This window comes from Saccharibacillus sp. WB 17, assembly GCF_008634075.2.
Classification (GTDB): Bacteria; Bacillota; Bacilli; order Paenibacillales; family Paenibacillaceae; genus Saccharibacillus; species Saccharibacillus brassicae.
In genome coordinates this window covers 376-22564 of sequence record NZ_VPFK02000008.1, presented here as the reverse complement: position 1 = coordinate 22564, position 22189 = coordinate 376, and the positions used below count along the sequence as shown (strand labels likewise).

At 53.4% G+C, this 22189-nt stretch carries 20 protein-coding genes; 1 reads left to right on the top strand and 19 read right to left on the bottom strand.

Annotation, left to right across the window (positions count from 1 at the left end; genetic code table 11):
- Positions 1 to 44: 44 nt before the first annotated feature.
- Positions 45 to 437, top strand: coding sequence for a winged helix-turn-helix transcriptional regulator (locus tag FTE24_RS02470; protein ID WP_150228498.1), 393 nt, complete (start codon positions 45 to 47; stop codon positions 435 to 437).
- A gap of 51 nt (positions 438 to 488) precedes the next feature.
- Here the strand turns inward: FTE24_RS02470 and FTE24_RS22910 are convergent, their stop codons facing one another.
- The 19 genes from FTE24_RS22910 to FTE24_RS02380 all read right to left on the bottom strand — a co-directional run bounded on the left by FTE24_RS22910 (position 489) and on the right by FTE24_RS02380 (position 21829).
- Positions 489 to 629 (bottom strand): hypothetical protein, encoded by a 141-nt coding sequence (locus FTE24_RS22910; protein WP_202111728.1) that lies wholly within the window; start codon positions 627 to 629, stop codon positions 489 to 491.
- 188 nt (positions 630 to 817) lie between these two features.
- Entirely contained in the window at positions 818 to 1189 is a 372-nt protein-coding gene (locus FTE24_RS02465) for a hypothetical protein (protein ID WP_150228496.1), read from the bottom strand.
- A 169-nt stretch (positions 1190 to 1358) separates the two neighbouring features.
- Positions 1359 to 2612 carry a polysaccharide pyruvyl transferase family protein gene (locus FTE24_RS02460; protein ID WP_150228494.1) on the bottom strand — a complete coding sequence of 418 codons (1254 nt, stop codon included), beginning with the start codon at positions 2610 to 2612 and terminating at the stop codon, positions 1359 to 1361.
- A gap of 48 nt (positions 2613 to 2660) precedes the next feature.
- Entirely contained in the window at positions 2661 to 3389 is a 729-nt protein-coding gene (locus tag FTE24_RS02455) for a PIG-L family deacetylase (RefSeq protein ID WP_150228492.1), read from the bottom strand.
- Positions 3390 to 3409: 20 nt separating this feature from the next.
- A complete protein-coding gene (locus FTE24_RS02450) occupies positions 3410 to 4387 on the bottom strand; it encodes an LCP family glycopolymer transferase (RefSeq protein WP_150228490.1) in 978 nt (325 codons plus the stop codon).
- The gene (locus FTE24_RS02445) at positions 4384 to 5781 is read right to left on the bottom strand and encodes a sugar phosphate nucleotidyltransferase (protein WP_150228488.1); all 1398 of its coding nucleotides are present in this window, start codon (positions 5779 to 5781) and stop codon (positions 4384 to 4386) included. The genes FTE24_RS02450 and FTE24_RS02445 overlap by 4 nt, the downstream gene beginning before the upstream one ends.
- Before the next feature lie 64 nt (positions 5782 to 5845).
- On the bottom strand, positions 5846 to 6757 hold the full coding sequence (gene galU, locus FTE24_RS02440) for a UTP--glucose-1-phosphate uridylyltransferase GalU (RefSeq protein WP_141449497.1): 912 nt from the start codon (positions 6755 to 6757) through the stop codon (positions 5846 to 5848).
- A 51-nt stretch (positions 6758 to 6808) separates the two neighbouring features.
- On the bottom strand, positions 6809 to 8275 hold the full coding sequence (locus FTE24_RS02435) for an MOP flippase family protein (protein WP_150228486.1): 1467 nt from the start codon (positions 8273 to 8275) through the stop codon (positions 6809 to 6811).
- 30 nt (positions 8276 to 8305) lie between these two features.
- Positions 8306 to 9436, bottom strand: coding sequence for a glycosyltransferase (locus tag FTE24_RS02430; RefSeq protein WP_150228484.1), 1131 nt, complete (start codon positions 9434 to 9436; stop codon positions 8306 to 8308).
- A gap of 31 nt (positions 9437 to 9467) precedes the next feature.
- Positions 9468 to 10610, bottom strand: a complete 1143-nt coding sequence (locus tag FTE24_RS02425) for a glycosyltransferase (protein WP_150228482.1) — start codon at positions 10608 to 10610, stop codon at positions 9468 to 9470.
- A complete protein-coding gene (locus FTE24_RS02420; protein WP_237401599.1) occupies positions 10603 to 11949 on the bottom strand; it encodes an O-antigen polymerase in 1347 nt (448 codons plus the stop codon). Before FTE24_RS02420 ends, FTE24_RS02425 begins: the two co-directional genes overlap by 8 nt.
- A 39-nt stretch (positions 11950 to 11988) precedes the next feature.
- Entirely contained in the window at positions 11989 to 13329 is a 1341-nt protein-coding gene (locus FTE24_RS02415; RefSeq protein ID WP_150228480.1) for a UDP-glucose dehydrogenase family protein, read from the bottom strand.
- Between the two features lie 32 nt (positions 13330 to 13361).
- Positions 13362 to 14522, bottom strand: a complete 1161-nt coding sequence (locus FTE24_RS02410) for a glycosyltransferase family 4 protein (RefSeq protein WP_150228478.1) — start codon at positions 14520 to 14522, stop codon at positions 13362 to 13364.
- A 65-nt stretch (positions 14523 to 14587) separates the two neighbouring features.
- Positions 14588 to 15280, bottom strand: a complete 693-nt coding sequence (locus FTE24_RS02405) for a sugar transferase (RefSeq protein WP_150228476.1) — start codon at positions 15278 to 15280, stop codon at positions 14588 to 14590.
- Positions 15281 to 15335: 55 nt separating this feature from the next.
- The gene (locus FTE24_RS02400; protein ID WP_141449490.1) at positions 15336 to 15977 is read right to left on the bottom strand and encodes a CpsD/CapB family tyrosine-protein kinase; all 642 of its coding nucleotides are present in this window, start codon (positions 15975 to 15977) and stop codon (positions 15336 to 15338) included.
- A gap of 56 nt (positions 15978 to 16033) precedes the next feature.
- Positions 16034 to 17131 carry a glycosyltransferase gene (locus FTE24_RS02395; protein WP_237401598.1) on the bottom strand — a complete coding sequence of 366 codons (1098 nt, stop codon included), beginning with the start codon at positions 17129 to 17131 and terminating at the stop codon, positions 16034 to 16036.
- A 129-nt stretch (positions 17132 to 17260) separates the two neighbouring features.
- The gene (locus FTE24_RS02390; protein ID WP_160441622.1) at positions 17261 to 18016 is read right to left on the bottom strand and encodes a YveK family protein; all 756 of its coding nucleotides are present in this window, start codon (positions 18014 to 18016) and stop codon (positions 17261 to 17263) included.
- A gap of 693 nt (positions 18017 to 18709) precedes the next feature.
- Positions 18710 to 19804 carry a right-handed parallel beta-helix repeat-containing protein gene (locus FTE24_RS02385; protein ID WP_237401597.1) on the bottom strand — a complete coding sequence of 365 codons (1095 nt, stop codon included), beginning with the start codon at positions 19802 to 19804 and terminating at the stop codon, positions 18710 to 18712.
- Positions 19805 to 20182: 378 nt separating this feature from the next.
- Complete coding sequence (locus FTE24_RS02380) at positions 20183 to 21829, bottom strand: glycosyl hydrolase family 28-related protein (RefSeq protein WP_150228468.1); 1647 nt, start codon at positions 21827 to 21829, stop codon at positions 20183 to 20185.
- Positions 21830 to 22189: the final 360 nt, after the last annotated feature.

Sequence of the window (22189 nt, the reverse complement as noted above, 5' to 3'; positions counted from 1 at the left end):
ATTTGCAAGGTCAACTTTCCTACGGAAAGTGTGGAGGTGAACAGATGAAAAATTCAACGCTTTGTCCCCGCTTCGAACGCGGTATGCAGATTTTGTCGCAGCGCTGGAACGGCCTGATTATTTATCGGCTGCTGTCCGGACCGCAGCGATTCTGCAATATTCAGTCGGCTTTTCCGGTCAGCGGACGTTTGCTTTCGGAACGGCTGAAGGATCTGGAAAAAGAAGGCATCGTTTTGCGGCATGTGTACCCGGAGACGCCGGTTCGGATCGAATATGAATTGACGGACAAAGGACGGGCGCTGCAGTCGACTATTCAATGCATTCAAGGCTGGTCGGACGAATGGATCAACGAACCGCAGGTCATTGAAGAAGCAAACGAAGAGACGGTCCTGCATGCGCAGGAAGAATGTGAAAAAGCCGGCGTTAATGCCAAATAAGAGGTTCCGAGAGGAACCTCTTTTGCGTTGTCTGCGCACCGGGCCGCACTTTCAAGAAGTGGGATGCCGAACGGTCCGCTCCGCGCTTTCGGCGTTGCGTATCCGAATAGCCAGCAGTTTGGCCAAATTTTTCTTCGTCTGTTCGTTCGTGACGCGGCTGAGCTTGATCCAAATGAAACGGTCGATCGACATGCGCTTCATCTCCTTCGAAAGGGAAAAGTGGACAATACGTTTGCGCGGACGTTCGGCTTGAGCTTCGCCGCGATGCAAGTAAGCGTAAATAACCGTAATTCCTCTTTTCCAAACAGATACAGCAGGCGGAGCAGCCGGATCCGAACTTTTCCGTCAAAACCCCGGTTTTCCCGCTCTCTGCCTCGTCCTTACAGGAAGGACATGCGCTGCGCATCCACTTCCTCGGCGTAGATTTCGAGAATCGGACGCATCGTCCACGAGCCGATAAACGCGTAGCGCACGATCGGAGCCGTCCGGTCGGCCCGGCGTTCTTCCAGCAGCTCCGTCACGAATGGATCGGAACCGGCTGCCCGAATCGCCGGAATTGGCTGCATCTCGATCGATTCCACGTCCTGTCCGGCCGCGTTGCGGTCGCGGCTGCCGATCACCCCCGCAAACCGAAACCACGCTTTGCTTCCGTCCCAGATCCGAAACTCGACTCTGGCTTCTCCTTCGACCAGGACGACCGATTCGATCGTCCCGTCGCTAAGCGAAATATCTCCGATAAATAGCTGCTGCATGTTTCCCGTACTCCTTTTTCTCTCTGATCCGCGCGGAGCGCTTCCCGGTAAGGGTAGCACAAATCGCCGGACCTGCCCATCTTTCGCGGCCGCAAAAAAACCTTTACCTCTGGTCATTCAAGGTAAAGGTTTTTCTACGCAGCCCCCTGCGTGTACGAACGGCAATCGATCAGCCGATCTGAAGCGTGGCGTCTTCAAGTTCTTCGGCCAGTTCGTCCGTCATCTTTACCGCCGGCAGTTCCCCGAACACTTCGCTGAAGATCGTATGGCTCTGGATTTCGGCCGTCACCGCGCTGATGTGTCTGGATTCTTCATCCCGGCGCTCGATCATGCGATCCAGCTTGCTTTCGATATCCCGTTCCACATGCGCAAGGTCGCGAACGTCGAACATGTATTCTTTTTGCCCGAACCGGCCGAGCAGTTCCTGATACTTCGTCGCCCACCCCAGGGCCAGCACGGGAATGCCGTCTTTGTAGGCGTGAATGATGGAATGGTAGCGCGAAGCGATAATGAACGTGAACTGTTCCAGAATATGATGGATTTCGATGCAGTCGTATTCGTTCTCCAACAGCACGACGCGGTCGTCGGATGGATAATGTTCTTTGATGCCTTTGCAAATTTCCAGATCTTCCGTCGAATGTCGCAGCAGATACACGTTCAGGCCGCGCTTGAGCAGATGGTCGGTCATTTTGCGGTACGCTTGCAGCAGGTCTTCGCGCGAGCCGTATTTCATCGTTTTCACGTTTGGCACGATGCCGACGGAATTTTCTTTGACGGCGACGCGTTCGTTCGGCTTGTACGCGCCAGGCTTGAACAGCACGTCCAGATTGTAATCGCTGCTGCCCTGAAGCACCAAATCCATGGAACGCTTCAAATTGTGCGTCGTGAAGCGGCTCAGAAACTGCATGCCTTCGTCTTCGCGCGCATAGATGTAGGTCGGATACGTGATGTATTTTTTGATCAGCGCCATAATAAACGATTTGTATTTGCTTTCATAATCGAACGGCCCGAAAGACTGCGGCATCAGCACCATCGGCACTTTGTACCGCTTGGCGAGCATGATGTTGACGAGATAGTTGACCGAATGGCGGATGGTGAACTGTGAAGACAAGGCAAAACCGCTGATATCGACGATCATGTCGGTTTCTTTCATGATGCGTTCCATTTCGCCGCGGGTCACGTTGACGTGCTCGGCGTTCGGAATCAGCTTGCCTACCGTGCCGAATACGCCGCCCAACATTTCGATTTTCAGCTTTTTGCCGATTTTGATAATGTCGAACGCGTAACCGCGATCCGGATCGATACAGTTGACGAGTATTTCTTTGTCGGGATGACGTTTTTTGATCTCGTTGATCACCGTAAAAGTCATGGCCTGTGCGCCTTTGTTCTCCATTTGTCCGCCTACGATCAATATTTTGCTCATCCGTTTGCAGCTCCTTTGTCGTTGGTTGGGGTCCGAGCGCATGCTGCGCTAGGCCGGTTCGTACGGTTTATGATAATAGGAGACCGGGTTGGCGATCGCCGCATCGATTTCCTTCCGGACCGAATGATAACCGATTGCAAATTGTTCCAGCGCCGGGTTCCATTTTTTGTACTCGCTCAGCGAAGCCACGACGCACTCGCCATGGATCGCCGGCTTCTCTTTATGTATCTGCAGGCCCCGATACGCTTTTTTGGCCTGGCGCAAGTTATACGGTTCCACGTAGAGGCGCAGATCCGCGATCTTCCCCTGCCGAAAAAGATGCAGAGCGGCTGTGCCCATGTTCGCGTGATCCCGATGGTTGCCGCCGAGGTTCGTGAAGGTTTTGACCCGGGCTCCGCGATAACGGTCCATATATTCGCCGATCAGCTCTTCGCAGTCTTCGACCGTCGTCGTCCCGTCCTGCAGCCGCTGCACGAAATGGACGTTTTCTACCGGAAGGCCCAGAGCCAGGCAGGAACGTAAAAATTCGTCGTTGCGGTAGCGCACGAGATCGACGCGGTCGAGCGGCGAATAGCCTTCGCGCTGCGGATTCAGTACTTTGCGGTGCATACTGCTTTTCGTCTCGCCGTTCAACTGCCGAACGACGTTGGAAGAAGAACCGTCGGTATACAAAATGACATGACATTCGTCGCCGGCATTCAGGTGATTGCGTATGCCCGCTCCGAAAGTCAGCGCTTCATCGTCCTGATGGGGAACGAAAAACAGATTGACTGGCATGGCCCACGACCTTTCTTGTCTTATGGAGTACGGTCAAGCTGACGGTTCAGTTCGGTGCGGATGCGCGTTTGCTCCGCTTCGTCGACCAGATAATAGTAGATGCCGTCGATGCGCCGGCCTTCGCCCTGCACCTCGTCTTTGTCCACCGTGCCGATCTCCGTCCGATATCGGGTGACGATCTCCATCATGTCGTCTTTGGTCAGATTCGTTTTGACGTGATCTTTGACCGCTCCCAGAACCGAATTGACTTTGGTGAGATTGGAAATGTTTTTGCCTTTTTCGATCAATGCCGACAACACCCGCTGCTGACGGTCATTGCGGCCGAGATCGCCTTTGGGATCGTCGTAGCGCATACGCGCGTACATGAGCGCTTCGTGCCCGTTCATCGCGATCGGCCCTTCGCCATATTCCGTGCCTTCGAAATCGAAAGCGAACGGATTGTCGACAGTCACGCCGCCGAGAATATCGATGATTTGCTCCAAGCCTTCCATGTTCACTTTGACGTAATAGTCGACCGGCACGTCGAGAAAATGCTCGACCGTGTCGACCGCCATATTAACGCCGCCGAACGCGTAGGCATGATTGATCTTGTCGACTTTGCCGCGGCCCACGATTTCCGTGCGCGTATCGCGCGGAATGTTGAACATCAATACGGAATGCTTTTCCGGATTGACGGCCAGCATCATAATCGCGTCGGAACGGCCTATATCGTTTTCGCGTTCGTCGACGCCAAGCACGAGCAGATTAAACGGCTGCCGCTCGCCCAGATCGGCGGGCAGTTCCCGCACGGCCGGCACGCCGGCATTACCGACGGAAGCCGTCAGGCTGCCTCCCGTGCCGCCGGAATCGGACGCGGCGATCGCCGCGTCCGATTCCAACGGTTCATAAATCGATTCCAACGTGTTGACGACCGGGCGATAGACCGAGTAGGCGTAACCCCCGGCCCCGATAACCGCAACCAGGGTACCCGAGATTACGATCTTCGCCCAGCGCCTCATAACACTTTTCGGCCGGCTCTGGCCGTCTCGGCGCCGCTCGTCACGCAGTGGCGCTCAATGTCTTTCCAACTGCTGAACATTTCTTCGAAATCTTCTTCCTGCACGACCGCTCCGGTCTGAACTTCGATATATTCCATATCCCGGAACGCTTTGAGGCAGTGGTACGTACCCGGCTGGATCGTAACGACGTCGCCCGCTTTGACCGGCGTAATCGAACCTTCCTTGACCAGGATGCCTTCCCCGGTAATGATCGTCCACGTATCGGCCCGATGCATATGCTTGCGGTAGCCGAGGTTTTTGCCGGCTCCGAGTCCGATCCGCTTCGTCAGCACTTCCGTGCCGTTGTCGAACTTGGAATAATCGAGTACCCGGTACCAGCCCCAGCGGCGTTCTTCATACATCGGACGCTGTCCGGCTTCGACCATGTCCTTGACGCGCGGACTTGCCGCTTTGTCCGAGACGAGAATGCCGTCCGGGCTAACCGCGACGATCGCGTCGGGAATGCCGATGATCGTAACGGGAATGTCCAGTTCGTTGATCAGATGCGTGTTGTTCGAATCTTCGCTGATCGCGCCTTTGCCGATCTGCTTCAGACCCATGTTTTCGGTCAGCGTATTCCAGGTGCCGAGGTCTTTCCAGTATCCGTCGTACGGGATGACCGCAATATGCGATTCTTTTTCCACAACCGCGTAATCGAAGCTGATCTTCTCAAGCGTTGCATAGCGCGCCAGCAGATCTTCGTACTCCATCGGCAGCCCTTCGCGCAGCAGCTTGTCCATCATGTAGCTGAGCTTGAACGCGAACACGCCGCAGTTCCAGAGCGCGCCCTGCTCGATCAGCCGCTCGGCCTGATCTTCGCTCGGCTTTTCGGTGAAGCGTCCGACCCGTTTGTAGTCGGTATCGGCTCCGCCGGCTTCCGGCACGATATAGCCGTACTTCGACGACGGATACGTCGGATTGACGCCCATCAGCGCGATCTTGGCGCCCGAGTTGTGCAGCGCGCCGTCCAGATCGCGAATCCGGTCGAAGAAGCGATCGTCGACGTAAGGGTCGACCGGCAGGATGCAGACCGTCTCTTCCAGGCTCACACCTTGCGAATACAGGTACGAAGCCGCCAAAGCGATCGCCGGGAACGTGTCCCGACGCTCCGGTTCCACGATGATCGGGACGCCGCCGAGCTGGTTCTGCAAAATCTCCACCTGAACTTTGCTGGTCGCAATGACCGCCGAATCGCTCAGGCCCGCTCCTTTGATCTGTCCCCAGACCCGTTGGACCATAGATTCCATATCGCCCCGGTCGTTTTCGAGCACTTTCAGAAACTGTTTCGATCGGGCGTCGTTCGATAAAGGCCACAGCCGTTTACCCGAGCCTCCTGATAATAAGACCAATTTCATGTTTGCTCCTCCATTCTGTCGATTCAATCGATGACTTGTTCAATCCATTTATGCGATTCGATCTTTATACGATTTTGAGGTTGTCTTTTTTCTCTGCCGCGGCCGGATTGCCTACGAGCGTCTCCAGCAGATACTCGCGCAGATCGCTGCCCAGTCCTTCGCGCTTGAGCGCAAAATCGACGTTGGCTTTGAGATAGCCGAGCTTGCTGCCTACATCGTACAGCGTGCCGTCATACCGGAAGCTGTACATTCTCGACAGCTCGGCGAGCTTTTTGAGCGCGTCCGTCAATTGGATCTCGCCGCCCACGCCTGCCGTCTGATGCTCCAGAATGTCCATGATTTGCGGCTCCAGAATATAGCGGCCGATCATCGCCAGATTCGAAGGCGCGTCCGTTTTCGGCTTTTCCACCAGATCGGTGATCAGGTTCAGGTTGTCGGTCAGCTTGTCGCCTTTGATGACGCCGTAGCTGCTGACGTCTTTCCAGGGTACCGCTTCGACCGCGATCATGTTGCCGCCTGTACGGGCCTGCTCGTCCATCATCTGCTTGAGGCACGGAACCTCGCTATCGATGATCATGTCGCCCAGCAGCACCGCGAACGGTTCGTTGCTGTTAATAAATTTGCGTGCGCACCAGATCGCGTGTCCGAGACCAAGCGGTTCTTTTTGGCGAACGCAGTGGATCTCGACGAGGTTGGTCACTTCGCGTACGATGCTCAGCAGCTCTTCCTTGTTCTTTTCTTCAAGGTCCGCTTCCAGTTCGATGTTTTTGTCGAAGTGGTCTTCGATCGCCCGTTTGCTGCGTCCCGTTACGATGATGATATCTTCGATCCCGGAGGAGACGGCTTCTTCGACAATGTACTGGATCGTAGGCTTGTCCACGATTGGCAGCATTTCTTTTGGCATGGCTTTCGTTGCCGGCAAGAATCTCGTTCCAAGGCCTGCTGCCGGGATAATCGCTTTTCTCACTTTATTCATCGTTGATGCCCTCCCTTAAGGTGTGTGTGAATTTATCTTACGCCTGCGCCGTCATTTAGCTAACTTAGTTTTACTTATAAGCCTATTCTTGAGGTTTTGAAACAATTCTTTATTGAAAAGGAAGAGCACGGCTCCGTAAATCAAAGCTCCGAGCGCAACCTGGATAATAAAGTTGGCCTGCTGCGAGAAGACCGCAACGGACAAAACGTTCAGGAGAACGACGCCTCCGACCATGATCAGGCCGTAAGCGAGTCCCGGCGCCATGCTGCGAACATAATCGCGCAGGCAGGGCCCGATCATGCGGCGCATCGCATAGTGATATTGGATCACCATCAAGATCAACTGGATGACGACGTAAGCGATACACGTCCCCATGATGCCGCCCGCGTACGTGCCGATCGCAAGACCCGGTACCTGGACGCACATGCCCATCAGCGTATAGCGGAAGTACATGTCCGTGCGTCCTTTCGCTTGCAGCAGCGGCTGGATCGGAACGATCAGCGAACGCAGCAGCATCGCGATAGCCAGCACCTGGATCAGCATGACGCTCGGTTCCCATTTTTCGCCGAAAATGAACGGAACGAGCATCGGAGCGGTCACGAGCAGTCCGAGATAGATCGGCGCATTGAGATAGCTGACGAGCGCGATCGTTTTGATATAACCGTTGCGCAGCCGCTCCATATTGTCCTGCATTTTGGCGTAGATCGGCAGGCTGACCGTATTGATCAGCGGCGTCAGCTTCAGTACCGGCATCGTGCAGAGCTGGAACGCGAACGAGTAGTAGCCGAGCGTCTGGGTGCCGTAGATGCGTCCGATCAGGATATAGTCGATATTGGACATGATCGACTGAATGACGTTGGACGACATTTGATACACGCCGAAGCTCAGGTAGCCTTTGAGGTCTTGTTTGGCAAAATGCAGGGCGGGCGTCCATTTTTTCCATCCCTGCATGACGAGCAGCGCCGATTTGACCAACGCGTTGCCCAGATTGGACAGCACGAGCGCGTAGACGCCCATACCGGCCAGCGCCCCGCCTACCGCCAGCACGAAGCCGACGAAGTAGGAGACGATCTGGATTTTGGCGATATTGTCGAACTTGAGTTCTTTGCGGAACAGCACTTCGAACTGCTGACCGAAAGCGGGCAGCAGGCACAGCAGCGCCATCCAGCGTACCGGGTTAAGCAGCTCCGGCTCTTGATAGAACCAGACGACCAGCGGCGCCGAGAAATAGATCACGCCCGCGATAAAAGCTCCGGTCGCCAGATTGAGTATGTACAGACTGGACAGATGGTTCCGGCTGACGTCCTGACGATGTATGATGGCGTTCGATATGCCTACGTCGGTCAGATTGACCGCCGCGGCCACGACGACCATCGTCATGCTCATCAGCCCGTAATCGACCGGACTCAGAATTCGGGATAAAGCGACCAACTGAAGCAGCTGGATCACGATCGTGACAATTGTCGCCACGCTCGACCACTTCGCCGCTTTGATCCCTTTCTTTTTTAACGAAGACATGTCGCCACTCCTTTGATTGCGTTTCTGGATCTACAGGTTGTCGATAAAATTCAAAAGGGTGTTTACCTTGGCTTCCCAGGCGTGGCTTTTGGCCATGTCGCGAATCGTGTTGCGGTCGGCTTTGGCCGCCAGCGCTTGTTCGACCTTCAGCGGCAGTTCCGCGCTTTCGCGGTAGAAGTGCAGGAACTTCTCCTGCCGGCGCAGCAGCTCCGGCGTCTCGGTCACGACGACCGGCAGGCCGGCGGCCGCGTATTCGTACAGCTTCATCGGGCTGCGGCCCGCATTGGCGGCATGATTGCTGAGCGGCAGCAGCGCCACGTCGCAATGCTGGAGATAAGCCGGGACGGTCGCGTACTTTTTGGCGCCCAGAAAATGCACGTGGGCGAATTCCGCGAAGTCGCGCTTCGTCTCGTCGTTCACCGGTCCGATGATGACGAGATTGATGCCGGGCTTTTGCTGCGCGAGCAGCTTGAGCCCTTTGAGGTCGAGCCGTTCGTCGAGCGCGCCCACGTACACGGCCCGCGGTCCGGGAATCGGCTTCAAGTCTTCCGGTTCGACCGTCGGCGCGGAGAAGTGCTCGTATTCCACGCCGTTTTCCAGCAGCAGCGTCGGCAGGGACGGGTTATACTCGCGCAGCTCCGACAGGACCGGTCCCGACGTGGAGACGAGGCCGTCGACGACGGACATGAGCGTGCGTTCCGCCGAAGCGATCGAAGCGTCTCCGGTCATTTTGCTGTAAATGTCGGTCGGGCGATAGATGGTCACTTTGGGCGACACCAGCTTCTCTAGGCCGACGAACCGCGGCTGGTCGATCAGCAGGAGATCGACCGACGGCATATGATTTTCGCGCATGACTTTTTTGATCGCCGGCAGCATCCAGTTTTTTCGAGTCCGCTTGAATATCGGACCCGCGATCTCCCAGGGAAGCAGCGACATCGGCACCGAATTGACGACTGCCGTCGTATCGACGCGTTTGCCCTGCAAGATGCGAAAACGCGCCTGGATATCGCGGTCTTTCCATTTCAACAGATGGAAAGGACTGAGCGGAGTGCTAACATGGATGACCGTATGGCCCAGCTTCTCCATCTCCCTCGACAGGTGATGGGAGCCGACGACGAACGGACTGCCCATGTACGTATGGCTTGCAAACATGATATTCATTGCGGCTCTCCTCCTTGCGGATATTGAAGCATCAGGCTTCGACTTTGCGGCTGTCGCTGCGCGCCGTTTGATCGGCGGTGCGTCCCGCGGCATATTTTTTCACTTCGGCCAGCGTCTCGTACGCGCATTTCTCCCACGAGAACTTCGCGGCCTGCGCCAGCCCTTGCTGCTTCATCTGCTGCTGCAGCGCCGGGTTCTGCATGACGTGCGCGATTTTCTCGGCGATGTCTTCCGGACGGTTCGGGTCGCAGTACAAGACCGCGTCTCCGCACACTTCCGGCAGCGAAGCCGTATCGGAAGCGATCACCGGGCATCCGCATGCCATCGCTTCGAGCGGCGGGAAGCCGAACCCTTCGTAGAACGAAGGGAAAACGAAGCAGGCTGCGCGCTCGTACAGCGTCCGCAGTTCCTCGTCGGCGACGTATCCGACGTGACGGACGTGATCGCCGAGTTCCGTTTCCTGCGACTTGAATATTTTCGGGTTCGTGCCTCCCGCGATCACGAAGTCGAATCCCTGATCGCCGATCAGCTCGGCGGCGCGAACGATGGAGCGGAAATTTTTGTTCGGGCTCTGGCTGCTGACCGCCAGCACGAACGGCCGCTCCAGTCCCTGCTGCGCCGGATACTCCGGCGACGTGCCGGTCTGCAGCACATGTTCCTTGCCGTGATAGATGACGCGGATCTTGTCGCCGCGAATGCCGCAGTGGCGCACCAATTCGTCTTTGGAATTGTTGGAACAGGTCAGAATGAGCGGCGACGTCCGCCCCAGCACCCGGAACATCGTTTTGTACCACAGCTTGAACGAAGCCGAGTACGTATCGGGTACCGAATAGACCGCCGCGTCGTGCAGCGTGACCGCCTGCTTGCGCTTGAACAGCGGCGCGGCGTTGCACAGATTGAGCAAAAATCCGTCTTTGGACAGCGCCGGCAGCGACAGCTGCTCCCACAGCTGCCCGCCGAAGCGTCCTGCCTGTCTGACCTCGATATGTTTCGTGCCCAGCTCCCGAATCTCGCCGGTCGGCGCCAGCACGATGAATTCGTAATCCCGCACGGCCGGGTCGGCGCGATCGATCAGCTGATCGATCGTCCGCAGCAGCTCGTAGGCGTAACGCTGCACGCCCGTTACCGAAGCTTTCAGAAACCGCCCGTTGACATAAATGCGTGTCTTAGTCACCGGCTCCCACTCCTTTCAGCCGCCAACTGGTCAGCTTTTTACGGTTATAATGCAGAATCAGGCTGAACGCGAGAATGATGATCCAGCACGGGAAGAAGCGTCCGCTGCCGAAGTAGAAGTACCGGGGAATTTCCAGTACGCCGACGAGCCAGATCGGATAGATCATCATGCCGAACGTATGCCCTTTTTTGAAATGATTGTACAGGACGCCGGTAAAGAACCCGACGATGACCCAGAACACCAACGCTCCGAACAGACCGTAATCGTTATAAGGCTGCAGCAGTCCCGAAGGGTTGTTGAATTCCGGGTTGCCCATCGTGGCGAGCGTATTGTTGATCAGCGCCTGCGGCTCGAAGCCGTAGATCGAAGAATACGCATCGTCCGGAACGCCCGGGAACTTCCAGATGAACTCCGCCGTCGAATTCGGGAACGGCAGCCAATGGAACCCGAGATGCTGGAAGTACAGTGTGCCGGTATTGATCGCCGTGACATAGTAGCCGAAGAAGCGGGTCACGATAAATTCCCAGAAGGACGGATAATAATTGACGTAATAGCTGAGCCAGGAACGGAAGTATTCGCTGATGCCGAAAAATCCGACGAGCGCGATAAGACCGACGATCGGATACACAGCCACAAAAGGCGTTTTCCGATTCATTTTGGCTCGCATGGAGAAGTACACGACAGCAGCCGGAACGAGAAATTCCATAATCGCGAGACGTTCGAGGAAAAAGATCGCCCGCATCATCGTCAACAGGAACACGGCCGCCAACATCCATATGTAGATCTTCTTTTTGTTATAAAAAAGGTAGTAGCACGTCATGATCACGAACGGAATGCCGAAGTTTGTAAACGACGTCACGCCCGCCACGTTTTCGAAGCTTTCCTTGATGCCGTAGATCGCGCCCGGTTCGCCGCTCAGCACGTTCAGGAACAGGCTGAGGCTGAATCCGCTGCGCAGCATGATCAGGAACCACATCGCGTAACCGAACATCGTAAACCCGAACAGAACGAAGATCCACATTTTAATGAAGGAATCTTTTTTGATCATCACTTCGCTAAACGCGTTGGAAGGCTTCGTTCCGCGTCCGGCCAACATCGCCAGCACCCCTCCGACTACAAAGCAGCAGACCGGAAGAATGGAATAGATGATATTGGATTCATCGATGAACTTGTCGACCCGGTAAAAAGACAGGTAACTGTTCTCCGGAATGTAATACGCGCCGATCAGGATGATCGTCATCAGCAGCGCGAAGATGATCGTCGGGTTCAACCACCAGATCCGCATGCCGCTTTCTCCGTTTTGAAGCTCCGGCTTGCGCCGGTTTTGACTGTTTGCCATCGTCCGATCCTCCTCTCTGCCGTTAGGACGAGCCCCGGATTAATCCGAGGCTACCGAATTGCGAAACGGCGAAAGGCTTTCCAGCTCCGGCCGTCCGATCGAATAATATTGGAAATTCGTGTCGGCCAACTGTTCTTTCGAGTAGACGTTGCGTCCGTCGATCAGGATCGGCTGCTTCATGACCCCGTTCAATTCCCGCAGATCAATCTCCTTGAATTCCGACCAGTCCGTCAGCAGACAGAGCGCGTCGCAGCTTTCGGCTGTTTCCATCGCGGAATCGCACCACTGCACGTCCGACTCGTTGCGGAAAAAGCGGCGGAAGTTGTCGGTCGCGATCGGATCGTACGCTTTGACGACGGCGCCTTCCTGAAGCAGCGTCTTGATGATGTCAAGCGCCGGCGCTTCGCGTACGTCGTCCGTGTTCGGCTTGAACGCGAGTCCCCAGATGCCGACCGTTTTGCCCTGCATGCTGCCGAGCGAATGGTTCAGTTTGGAAATAATGTTGAAGCGCTGATCGTTGTTGACTTCGACGACCGATTTCAACAGCTTGAATTCGTAATCCACGTTGCCGGCGATCTGGATCAGCGCGTGCGTATCTTTCGGGAAGCACGAACCGCCGTAGCCGATACCCGCTTGCAGGAACGAAGAACCGATCCGCTTGTCGTAGCCCATGCCCTGCGCCACATGCGTTACGTCCGCGCCGACTTTTTCGCAGATGTTGGCGATTTCGTTGATGAACGAAATTTTCGTCGCCAGGAAAGCGTTCGAAGCGTACTTGATCATTTCCGCGCTGCGCACTTCGGTGACCATGATCTCGTCGGTCAAAGGCTTATGCAGTTCGGTGAGCGTCGCTGCGGCGCGTTCGCTGCTCGTGCCGATGATGATGCGATCCGGGCGCAGCGTATCTTTGACCGCCGAGCCTTCGCGCAGAAATTCCGGAATAGAGACGATATCGAACGGATGCGGGCTGAGCTGGCTGATGATCTGTTTGATCTTGTCGTTTGTGCCGACCGGCACCGTGCTTTTGGTTACGACGATTTTGTAGCCGTTCATCGCAAGCGCGATATCCTGGGCAACCTGCTCGACGTATTCGAGGTTCGCTTCGCCGCTCGCCAGCGAAGGCGTACCGACGCAGATGAAGACGATGTCCGCGTTCTGCACCGAAGTGGCAAGATCCGCCGTGAACTTCAGATGACCCGAAGCGGTGTTTTTCTCCATCAATTCCTGCAATCCCGGTTCGTAGATCGGCACCTCGCCTTTGTTGAGGCGTGCCACTTTGTCCAGATCTTTATCGACGCAGGTCACTTGGTTGCCGATTTCCGAAAAGCAGACACCCGAGACGAGACCTACATAACCTGTTCCTATAAATGTAAGTTCCATGAGAACATATCTCCTTTGTTTTGAAAGTTGGTTTACAGCACTCGCGTAATGATTCGTTCCGAACCGAAATGCCGGCTGTCTTCGTGCTGCTTGTTATGAATATGCGTCTGCAGGTTTTGACGGAACACTTCCGGCGAGAACCGCATCGCGTTTTTGCGGCAGTTGGCCGGCAAAATCTTGCCGCTTTCCTGCTCGAAGCGCTGCACCGCCGCTATGATCGCCGCCGGCGCCTGCTGCTGGTAGAACACGCCGGTCGGATTCGCTTCGTCCAGTCCTCTGACCGTCTCAAGCGCTCCGCCTTTGCCATAAGCGATCACGGGCGTGCCGCAGGCCTGGGCTTCTACCGGCGTAATGCCGAAGTCTTCTTCGGCCGCGAACACGAACGCTTTGGCGCGCTGCATATGGTCGACCAACACTTCGTCCGGCTGATAACCGAGAATCTTAATGTTCGTCGATTCGAATTTGCGTACTTTTTCCATATCCGGTCCGTCCCCGATAATGACCAGTTTCTTGTCCGGCATCTGGGCGAAAGCGGCCGCGATCATGTCCATCTTTTTGTACGGCACCATGCGGGAAGCGGTCAGGTAGAAGTCTTCTTTGTCTTCGCGTGCCGTAAAAGCGCCCACGTTAACCGGCGGATAGATGACCGACGCTTCCCGGCGGTACACTTTCCAGATCCGGTTGGCGATAAACTGCGAGTTGGCGATGAAATGGTCGACGCCGTTCGAAGTGCGGTAATCCCACATCCGAATCCGGCTGAGAATGACTTTGGCCATCGTGCCTTTGAGTCCTTTATCGAGGCCGGACTCTTTCAGATACTGCGGCTGCATATCCCACGCATACCGGATCGGCGAATGCACGTACGAGATGTGCAGCTGATCGGGGCCGGTAATGACGCCTTTGGCTACCGCATGCGAGCTGGACAGGATCAGGTCGTAAGACGACAGATCGAACTGTTCGATCGCGAGCGGCATCAGCGGCAGGTATTGGCGATACTTCTTTTTGGCAAGCGGAAGCTTTTGCAGGAATGAAGTATGTACTTTTTTCCCAAGCAGGAATCCCCGGTCTTTCTCGGGCATGAAGTCGACCAAACTGTAAATTTCCGCTTCCGGGAAAATATGAATCATTTGCTCAAGCACTTTTTCCGATCCGGCATAACTGGTCAGCCAATCGTGAATAATTGCGACTTTCATTCGAATTCACCCTTTCTTTCTCGATCATGATCAAACGGACGGTTCGTCGTTCGCCTCTTGTCGTCTTAGTAAGCTCCTCTTTTGAGCAGAACGCTGACGACAGTCGAGAAAAGAATCCGAATATCCAGCCAAATGGTGCGATGGTAGACGTAATAAAGTTCGAGGTCGACGCGTTCGGGATAACCGACGTCGCTGCGTCCGCTGACCTGCCAGTATCCGGTGACGCCCGGTTTGACCGACAGCAGATCGTTTTTGCGGTCTTTGTACTCTTTGAGCTCCTGCGCTACAATCGGCCGGGGACCGACGAGACTCATTTCGCCTTTGAGTACGTTCAGCAGCTGCGGCAGTTCGTCGAGGCTTGTTTTGCGGAGGAAACGTCCGATCGAGGTAATGCGCGGGTCTTCGCCTTGCTCCAGCTTGTAGTTGTTGGCGACGTACTTCTGGTACAGAACCGGGTCCTCTTTCAAGCGCTGCTCCGCATTGGTAGCCATTGAACGGAATTTGTAGATGTTGAACATTTTCGAGTTTCTGCCGAATCTTTTTTGTTTGAAAAAGACAGGCCCTTTAGGATCTTCGATCTTGATCAGAATCGCCAGAATCAAAAACACGGGCGACAGAAGAATCAAGCCGATCAAGGAAGCCACCGCATCCATGCTCCGTTTTGTCGCATTGAATCCGATTCCCCGATTCCATGTCAGGTTACTGAACGCCGCTTCGTTGTACTTTGTTGCTTCGGCATCGTTGTTGACTGCACTCATAGGTTTTCCCCTCCATTTGTCTCGGTTTTTTGGGATGATGTTTAGACGGAAGCTGCTACGCCTTGTTTAACACGACGCCGAGAATATGCGCATTGACATGATCCATGCCTCTTTTGACTTTTTTCAATTGTTCTTTGGTCACTTTGCCTTGATGCGCTACGAGCACGACGCCGTCGGACAGCGTACCGAGGATTTGCGCATCGGAGACGTCGAGCGCCGCCGGCGAATCGATCAGCACCACGTCGTAATAACCGGCAACTTCGCTAAGCAGCGCCTGCATGCGATCGGAACCAAGAATTTCGGACGGATTGGGCGGCAACGTGCCTGCTGTAAGAACGGACAGATTCGGGATAGCCGTTGTCGACACCGCCGCTTCAAGCCCGCATTGTCCGCTTAACACGTCGGTCAGGCCGCGCTTGTTGGAACGCGGGAACACGTGCTGCAGCGAAGGGTGGCGCAGATCGCCGTCGATCAGCAGCACTTTTTTGTTTTCCTGCGAATAAGAGACGGCGAGATTGGTTGCGGTCGTCGTTTTGCCTTCTTTGCTTCCGGCGGAAGTGACCAACAAAATTTTCGAAGAACGTCCCATCGTGGAGAAACGAATATTCGTCCGCAGCGTGCGATACGATTCCGAAGCTTCCGCTCCGGCGTTTTTGTTGGCTACCAGATAACCTCCACTGCTCATGGCTCTAGTCATCGTTCAGATCGCCTGCCTTTGATAGATTTTGGAGTATATGCTGTCGGGTCTCGCGTTCATAAAATGTGCTGGGCTTCGGGAACGGGCGTCAAAGCCGATTCCAGTGTAACCTGTTCGCCGCTCAGCTGCGTGGCGATGACCATTTTGTACAGGTCTTCCATTTGGCGCGTTTGTTCGTCCAGGTCGAACTTCTTGCTGACCCGCACGCGTCCGTATTCGCTGAACTCTTTCCACAGAGTGCGATCGGACAGCAGCCGGTCGATGTAGAGGCCGAGCTGCTTCGCGTCGCGTTCCGGAGCCAGATAGCCGCTTTTCCCGTGCTCGACCGCTTCCGGAATTCCTCCGGTCGCAAAGCTTGCGACCGGAACTCCCATCGCGGCGGCTTCGAGAAACACCATACCGAGCCCTTCTTCGGCCCCGTTTTCGGCGCGTACGCTCGGGACGCTGAAGACTCGCGCCCGATTCATCCATTCGCGTACGACATGATGCGGCTGCGTGCCGAGGAACCGGTAATGGGTCAGCTTGGATGCGGCCAGCTGTTCCAGTTCGCCTCGCAGCGGACCGTCGCCGACAATGACCAGTTCCGCTTCCGGATTTTTGCGCTGTACTTGGGACATCGCTTCGATCAGATAGGCACAGCCTTTCACTTCCACCAGTCGTCCGACAAATAAAACGGTATCGCGGCGAATAATTGAAGAATCGGGCTTAAAAGAATCGATGTTAATGCCGATATAATGACGAATGACTTTTTCCGGCGGATATCCCTGACTAATCAGCTTCTCGCGAATGAAGTCGGAAACGGCAATGAACAGATCGCCTTTCTTTTGCAGCTTCGGACGCTGCTTCAGATAATTTCGATGCGTATAATACGATTTTCTGGCATATTCGTCTTTGGTCGTTGCGTCATACCCATGGAAAGTCACGATCAGCGGAATATTCAGCTTTTCGGCGATCGGCATGGCCAGGCAGCCTTCGGGTCCGAAATGCGCATGGATCAGTTTGGGCTGAATCGCTTTAAGACGGCGCGTCAGACGGCGCCCCGGTCCCATCAACTTGAATTCCAGCTCTTTTCTTCGGCCCGCTACGCCACCCGTATTGATGATGATCTGCTTATCGGCTTGCAGCTGCAGCCCGGGAACAAGACGAGAACCCATAAAATAAGAATCAAAAGACTCAAAACGTTCAGCCTGACTTTTAATGAAAGTTTCGGACGGCGGCAGGATTTGATCCCGATAAATCAGAACAGGCATTTCAGGTCGAATGATTTTCATGGTTGACCTCGATTAACGCTGCTCGTTGGCAGTGCGCAGTAGGGCTGAATCTTCCTGTTGCCCGGAAGGATCGGCCTGTTGATTTTTCAAGTCGCTTTTGGCAATACGATCTACTTTGGCGAGAACGGGAAGTCCGATCGCATCTTCAACGTCGAATTCGGTTTTGACGGAATCGTCCAGGTATTCAAGCAGGAACATGATGCCCAGACCGAGCAGAAGTCCGACTACAAGGCTGATGACGATCAACATTTGTTTATGATCGTTAACCGGGCTTGCCGACAAATTCGGGTCTGCCGCATTCAGTACGCTTACGTTGTTGACCTGCATGATTTCGGGAATTTGGCTTACGAAGACGTTGCCTGTCGAGTTGGCGATCGTAGCTGCTCTTTCGTAGGAGGTATCTTCGACGGATACGTTGATGACCTGCGTATTTTGCGTCGAATCGATCATCAGTTTGTTGCCGACCTGCGTCGAGGTCAGGTTCAGTTCGGGGTGGCGTTCCACGACGAGCTTGGTAATCGAATCGGAAGTGATGATTTTTTTGTACGTGTTGATCAATTTGAGGTTAGCTTCGATCGAATTGGAATCGACCTGGGCTTGTCCGGTGCTGGAGATGGACGGTTCGTTAACGATCAGATCGACCGAGGCGCGATACATGGGCTCGTATTTCGAGTTGTAGGCGATAGCCGCTCCGAAGCACAACAATACGGTTAGAGCCAATACCCACCATCTTTTTCTGACCACGCGCAAATATTCTTTTAATTCCATACACAATCCCTCCGTCTTCATGATGTAAAAATATAGTAGTTTGACTTTCATGCTGCAATGAAAAAACAAAGATGATAAGTTGTGTAAACTCACTGGAATTCTCTTACATTTTCAAAACTAAAAATAGAAAATGCGAACCTTTGCCGATACACGGGTTCGTGACGAGAGACCGATTTATTCAGTAAGTTTGATTCTTGTTCATTCAAACTGCTCCGATTATGTAATCTGCTCACTCGGACAGGACCCGTTCCTTCACGTCTTCATAAGGATCAAAGCGGAAAGACATCGCCCATCGTTTAGATGCCAAAAGTCCCGATAATTGCTTTTTGCTATCAGATTTTGGTTTTTTCCACTCCTTTCCTTTTCCCGGCTCTACCCGACTTATTGGCTAAGCGGCAAAGTGAACTTTTTGGCTCGCTTTGCAGGTTTAATCGTACTTGTTAACAAATTTTACATAGAACTTTTGTAAAAGGTTCAACTTTATGCTCGCGACTAACTATTTGTGTCTGCGATGTTAGTTTATAAACCGCCTCTTTTCCCTTGAATCAAATTCGATGTACTTGGGAATCTTTTGAGTCCAACGGCCCATGTTCTTCCCGCAAGCAAGCAGACTGATAGACCTAGTTTAAGCAAACCAGCAACCAAAAGTAACAAAAAGAAGCCGGACATAAATGTCCGGCTTCTTTTTGTAAATTAGAACCCTATATTGCCTTCAGAATGAATCGTGCCGCTTTTGAAGTTTGTAGCCAATCCTTTGGTGTTCTCCAGCTTGTTGGCGTCGAAATAGATGTTGCCGATCTCTCCGTTGCCCCAGACCCCGATACCTCCATGGACCGAATCGCTGATCGTGTTGCCATTGAATTTGACGTCATCGATATTACCTTGCGAAGCATACACAAGTATATTTGGATGTTCTCCGGCTATCCGAGTCCCAGTATGCTCGATCGTATTTTCATTAATCACGATATTTTTGACGTTTCGTGTGCCCCACTCTTTTTCGACCGAAATATAAATCCCGGCCATTTCGGTATCCTGAATCTTGTTATTCTCGATCGTGACATTCTCGCCGCCGACAACGGAAATGCCTCTCGCCTTCGATCCGTAACCGACATCGTTATTGCGGATCGTGATGTCCTGGGTCGTTTGCGAGTTTTCTTCATAGCTGACTACCGCAATCGTATCGTCGCCGGCTTTCTGCACTTTATTGTTCTCGACGACAATCCCGGTGCTTCCGTTCGTAATATGTATCCCGTCCGCACCCGTATTTTGCAAACTGTTGCCGCTAATTGTTCCTTTTGAAGATTCGTAGCCGACAAAAATGCCGGCCGTGCTCGATTTATCGATTTTCAGGTTTTCGATTTTGAAATTGGTCGCGGATCTGACCGTAATGCTGTTTTTATCGTTGGCTCCGTTACCACGCTCTACCGTTTTCTCGAACACATGGGCAAAACCGCTCAGCACTGCACCGTCTCCTTCAACATCGATCGAACCATTTTCGGGATTCGTGGACATCAGAATGGACTGATTCGCTCCGTCTCCCAGCAGGCTGACTCCGTCTACCATCAGAATTCCGCTCAGTCGATAAGTGCCGGACGGGATATAGACGGCTTTGTCTTCCTTGGATGCCCGATCGAGCGCTCCCTGAATCGCGGCCAGATCGTCGCTGTCGTCATTAGGCGTCGCTCCTTCCTCTACGATCGACAACGCTCCATCGGGTATTTCGGCGGCAGGAAGCGTAGGTTCGGCAAGTTCCGTGTCTTCTCCGGTTTGCGCTTTCTCTTCTTCCAAGAAAAAGGCCCCTCTCCACAAGGCAAGCGCTGCGGCGGCGATGACCACTACCGAGATGACCCACCACACTTTTTTGGATTTCTTATTCATAGGTTCCTCCTTCACTCTTTTCCTGTCTGTTTTTGTCTCTCTGTGTTCTATCCCAGCCTACAACGTTTTCAGCGTTCTGTTCAACTAACCATTTTTACGGTAATTGTTACTTTTTATGTTTCAGAACAGTGAAAAGCGGTTAAGCAGGATTAGTGATATATAAACCGTTCTGTGTCTGTTCAAGCAGTAGTCCTCTCAATTACGCAAAAAAGCGAATGCCGGAACCTGCCGACATCCGCTTCTCTCTTATTCAAATCCCCTGCGTTTTTCGCTTCATTTCTCCTAAAGTCAGAACCCTTCATTTTGATTCAGCTTGATATTCCCTTTGGCAAACGTTGTCGCTTCTCCGATTCGATGAATCAGCGTGTTTTTGTTAAACGTTATATTTTTGATGCTGCCGCTTCCCCATACCCCTATGCCTCGATGAGCTCCGTTTTTGATCGTATTTTGGTTAAACACCACATTGTCCACAATCCCTTGCGAAGCGTATACCAACACATTCGGATGATTCGAAGGTTTGGCCAGTCCCGTATGGTCAATCACATTGTTCGAGACCGTTACCCGATCCACATTCCGCGTATTGTACGAAGCTTCTACCGCAATATATACACCTGCCATATACGTCTCTTGAATGGCATTGTTGGAGATCGTGATGTCGGTTCCGCCTACGACCGCTATTCCGCGCGCTTTCGAACCGTATCCAACATCGTTTTTGCGAATGACGATATGATGGGCGGCGGCTTTGTCGCTATCGATGTAACTGACTACCGCAATCGTGTCGTCGCCGGCTTTCCGAACGACATTGTTTTCGACCGTAATATAGCTGCTGCCTCCGGTCATATGAATGCCGTCCGCTCCCGTCGATTCGAGTGTGTTGCCGTTAACGATTCCGTTCTTCGAACCGTACGTGATCATGATTCCTGCCGTACTCGATTTGCTGACATACACATTTTCGATTTTAAAATTTTGGGCGCCGCGTACCGTGATGCTGTTTTTTTCGTTCGCTCCGTTTCCACGTGCCACAGTCGTCTCATACACATGCTTGAGATTGCTTAACTCCGTACCGGTTCCTTTGAGATCGATCGATCCCCGCTTGGGATTCGTTGAAGTCAGCGTAGTCAAAAACTTGCCGGCTCCCTGCACCTTTACGCCGTCAATCGTCAAAATATCGCTCAATACATAGTTTCCTGCAGGAACGTAGACCGGTTTGTCCATCGATTTGGCCGCGTCGATCGCAGCGACGAACGCCGGATAGTCATCGATCGCATCGTCCGCTTTGGCTCCGTAATCCAGGACGGACACGACGGAAGAATTTTTGTTTGCGGCAGAAGCCGATGATTTGGAGAGCGCTGCGCCGGCAGCCGAACCTGCAACTCCGGTATACGCAATATCAGGTTCCCACATCGTATGATCGTGATTCGAACTGCCCCGTTTATTCACGACAAAAGAGATTTCCGTCCCGGCTTCAACCGCAATTCGGGACACTCCGCTCGGAGTCACCGCTTTCGTATTCGTCAAAGTCTCGCTCCACAGCTTGACCTCGTCTTTTCTGATGCTGACTACGACTCCGTCGCCTTCGGGACTTCCTTTTTGCACGCTGCCGGAAATCGAAATTATGCCTTTGCCCGGAGCAATCCATTTGCGAACCGCATCGAAGTTTTGATCCGGATGGAGCGCCGTAGCCGATACCCAGGGGTAACCGCTTGGCGCTGCCCAGCGATTGCCGCTTTTGTCATAGACCAAATCCAGGTACGCGCTTCCGGCCAACTTCTCGTAATGCCATTGATTCGTGCCTTGTTCACTCGAACTAAACCCTTTGGAAGCCGAATAAGTTCGGGTCACATCCGCCGCATGAGCAGAAGTTCCGCCGATTAGACTGCTCCCTATTCCTACCGACAAAGCGATCAAACTCAATACGAAATTTCGTTTCTTCAAAATAGGCCTCCCCAAGTGATTTTCTAGTTGTCATTCCGATCAAACCGGACAGGGAGTGGCCCTGTTTGCAGCTATGTGGTCGTTCTATTCAAGGCGGAGTAAAAGCAGAGTGCGCGGAACAGATCGTGTGTCCGGAGCACACTTCATGAAAAGCTGAGGACTAAAATCAAGGAGTACGTTACGATCCAAAAAAACCTATGTTACTCTTATCGGCTTCAGGACAGGGATTTATTACACCCAAGCTCCATTCTACTACAAATTCGGTATAGAAGTTACAAGTTTGACACCTTTTTCGGAAAAATCGTGAAAATTTTTGAATGAATTTTAATTTGAAACAACAAATAAAGCCTTTACCGAGTA

Excerpts from the sequence above, each read along its gene's own strand:
- FTE24_RS02470 (WP_150228498.1), top strand. The coding sequence starts at position 45 with ATGAAAAATTCAACGCTTTGTCCCCGCTTCGAACGCGGTATGCAGATT.
- FTE24_RS22910 (WP_202111728.1), bottom strand. The coding sequence starts at position 629 with ATGTCGATCGACCGTTTCATTTGGATCAAGCTCAGCCGCGTCACGAAC.
- FTE24_RS02465 (WP_150228496.1), bottom strand. The coding sequence starts at position 1,189 with ATGCAGCAGCTATTTATCGGAGATATTTCGCTTAGCGACGGGACGATC.
- FTE24_RS02460 (WP_150228494.1), bottom strand. The coding sequence starts at position 2,612 with ATGAGCAAAATATTGATCGTAGGCGGACAAATGGAGAACAAAGGCGCA.
- FTE24_RS02455 (WP_150228492.1), bottom strand. The coding sequence starts at position 3,389 with ATGCCAGTCAATCTGTTTTTCGTTCCCCATCAGGACGATGAAGCGCTG.
- FTE24_RS02450 (WP_150228490.1), bottom strand. The coding sequence starts at position 4,387 with ATGAGGCGCTGGGCGAAGATCGTAATCTCGGGTACCCTGGTTGCGGTT.
- FTE24_RS02445 (WP_150228488.1), bottom strand. The coding sequence starts at position 5,781 with ATGAAATTGGTCTTATTATCAGGAGGCTCGGGTAAACGGCTGTGGCCT.
- galU (WP_141449497.1), bottom strand. The coding sequence starts at position 6,757 with ATGAATAAAGTGAGAAAAGCGATTATCCCGGCAGCAGGCCTTGGAACG.
- FTE24_RS02435 (WP_150228486.1), bottom strand. The coding sequence starts at position 8,275 with ATGTCTTCGTTAAAAAAGAAAGGGATCAAAGCGGCGAAGTGGTCGAGC.
- FTE24_RS02430 (WP_150228484.1), bottom strand. The coding sequence starts at position 9,436 with ATGAATATCATGTTTGCAAGCCATACGTACATGGGCAGTCCGTTCGTC.
- FTE24_RS02420 (WP_237401599.1), bottom strand. The coding sequence starts at position 11,949 with ATGGCAAACAGTCAAAACCGGCGCAAGCCGGAGCTTCAAAACGGAGAA.
- FTE24_RS02415 (WP_150228480.1), bottom strand. The coding sequence starts at position 13,329 with ATGGAACTTACATTTATAGGAACAGGTTATGTAGGTCTCGTCTCGGGT.
- FTE24_RS02410 (WP_150228478.1), bottom strand. The coding sequence starts at position 14,522 with ATGAAAGTCGCAATTATTCACGATTGGCTGACCAGTTATGCCGGATCG.
- FTE24_RS02405 (WP_150228476.1), bottom strand. The coding sequence starts at position 15,280 with ATGAGTGCAGTCAACAACGATGCCGAAGCAACAAAGTACAACGAAGCG.
- FTE24_RS02400 (WP_141449490.1), bottom strand. The coding sequence starts at position 15,977 with ATGACTAGAGCCATGAGCAGTGGAGGTTATCTGGTAGCCAACAAAAAC.
- FTE24_RS02395 (WP_237401598.1), bottom strand. The coding sequence starts at position 17,131 with ATGGGTTCTCGTCTTGTTCCCGGGCTGCAGCTGCAAGCCGATAAGCAG.
- FTE24_RS02390 (WP_160441622.1), bottom strand. The coding sequence starts at position 18,016 with ATGGAATTAAAAGAATATTTGCGCGTGGTCAGAAAAAGATGGTGGGTA.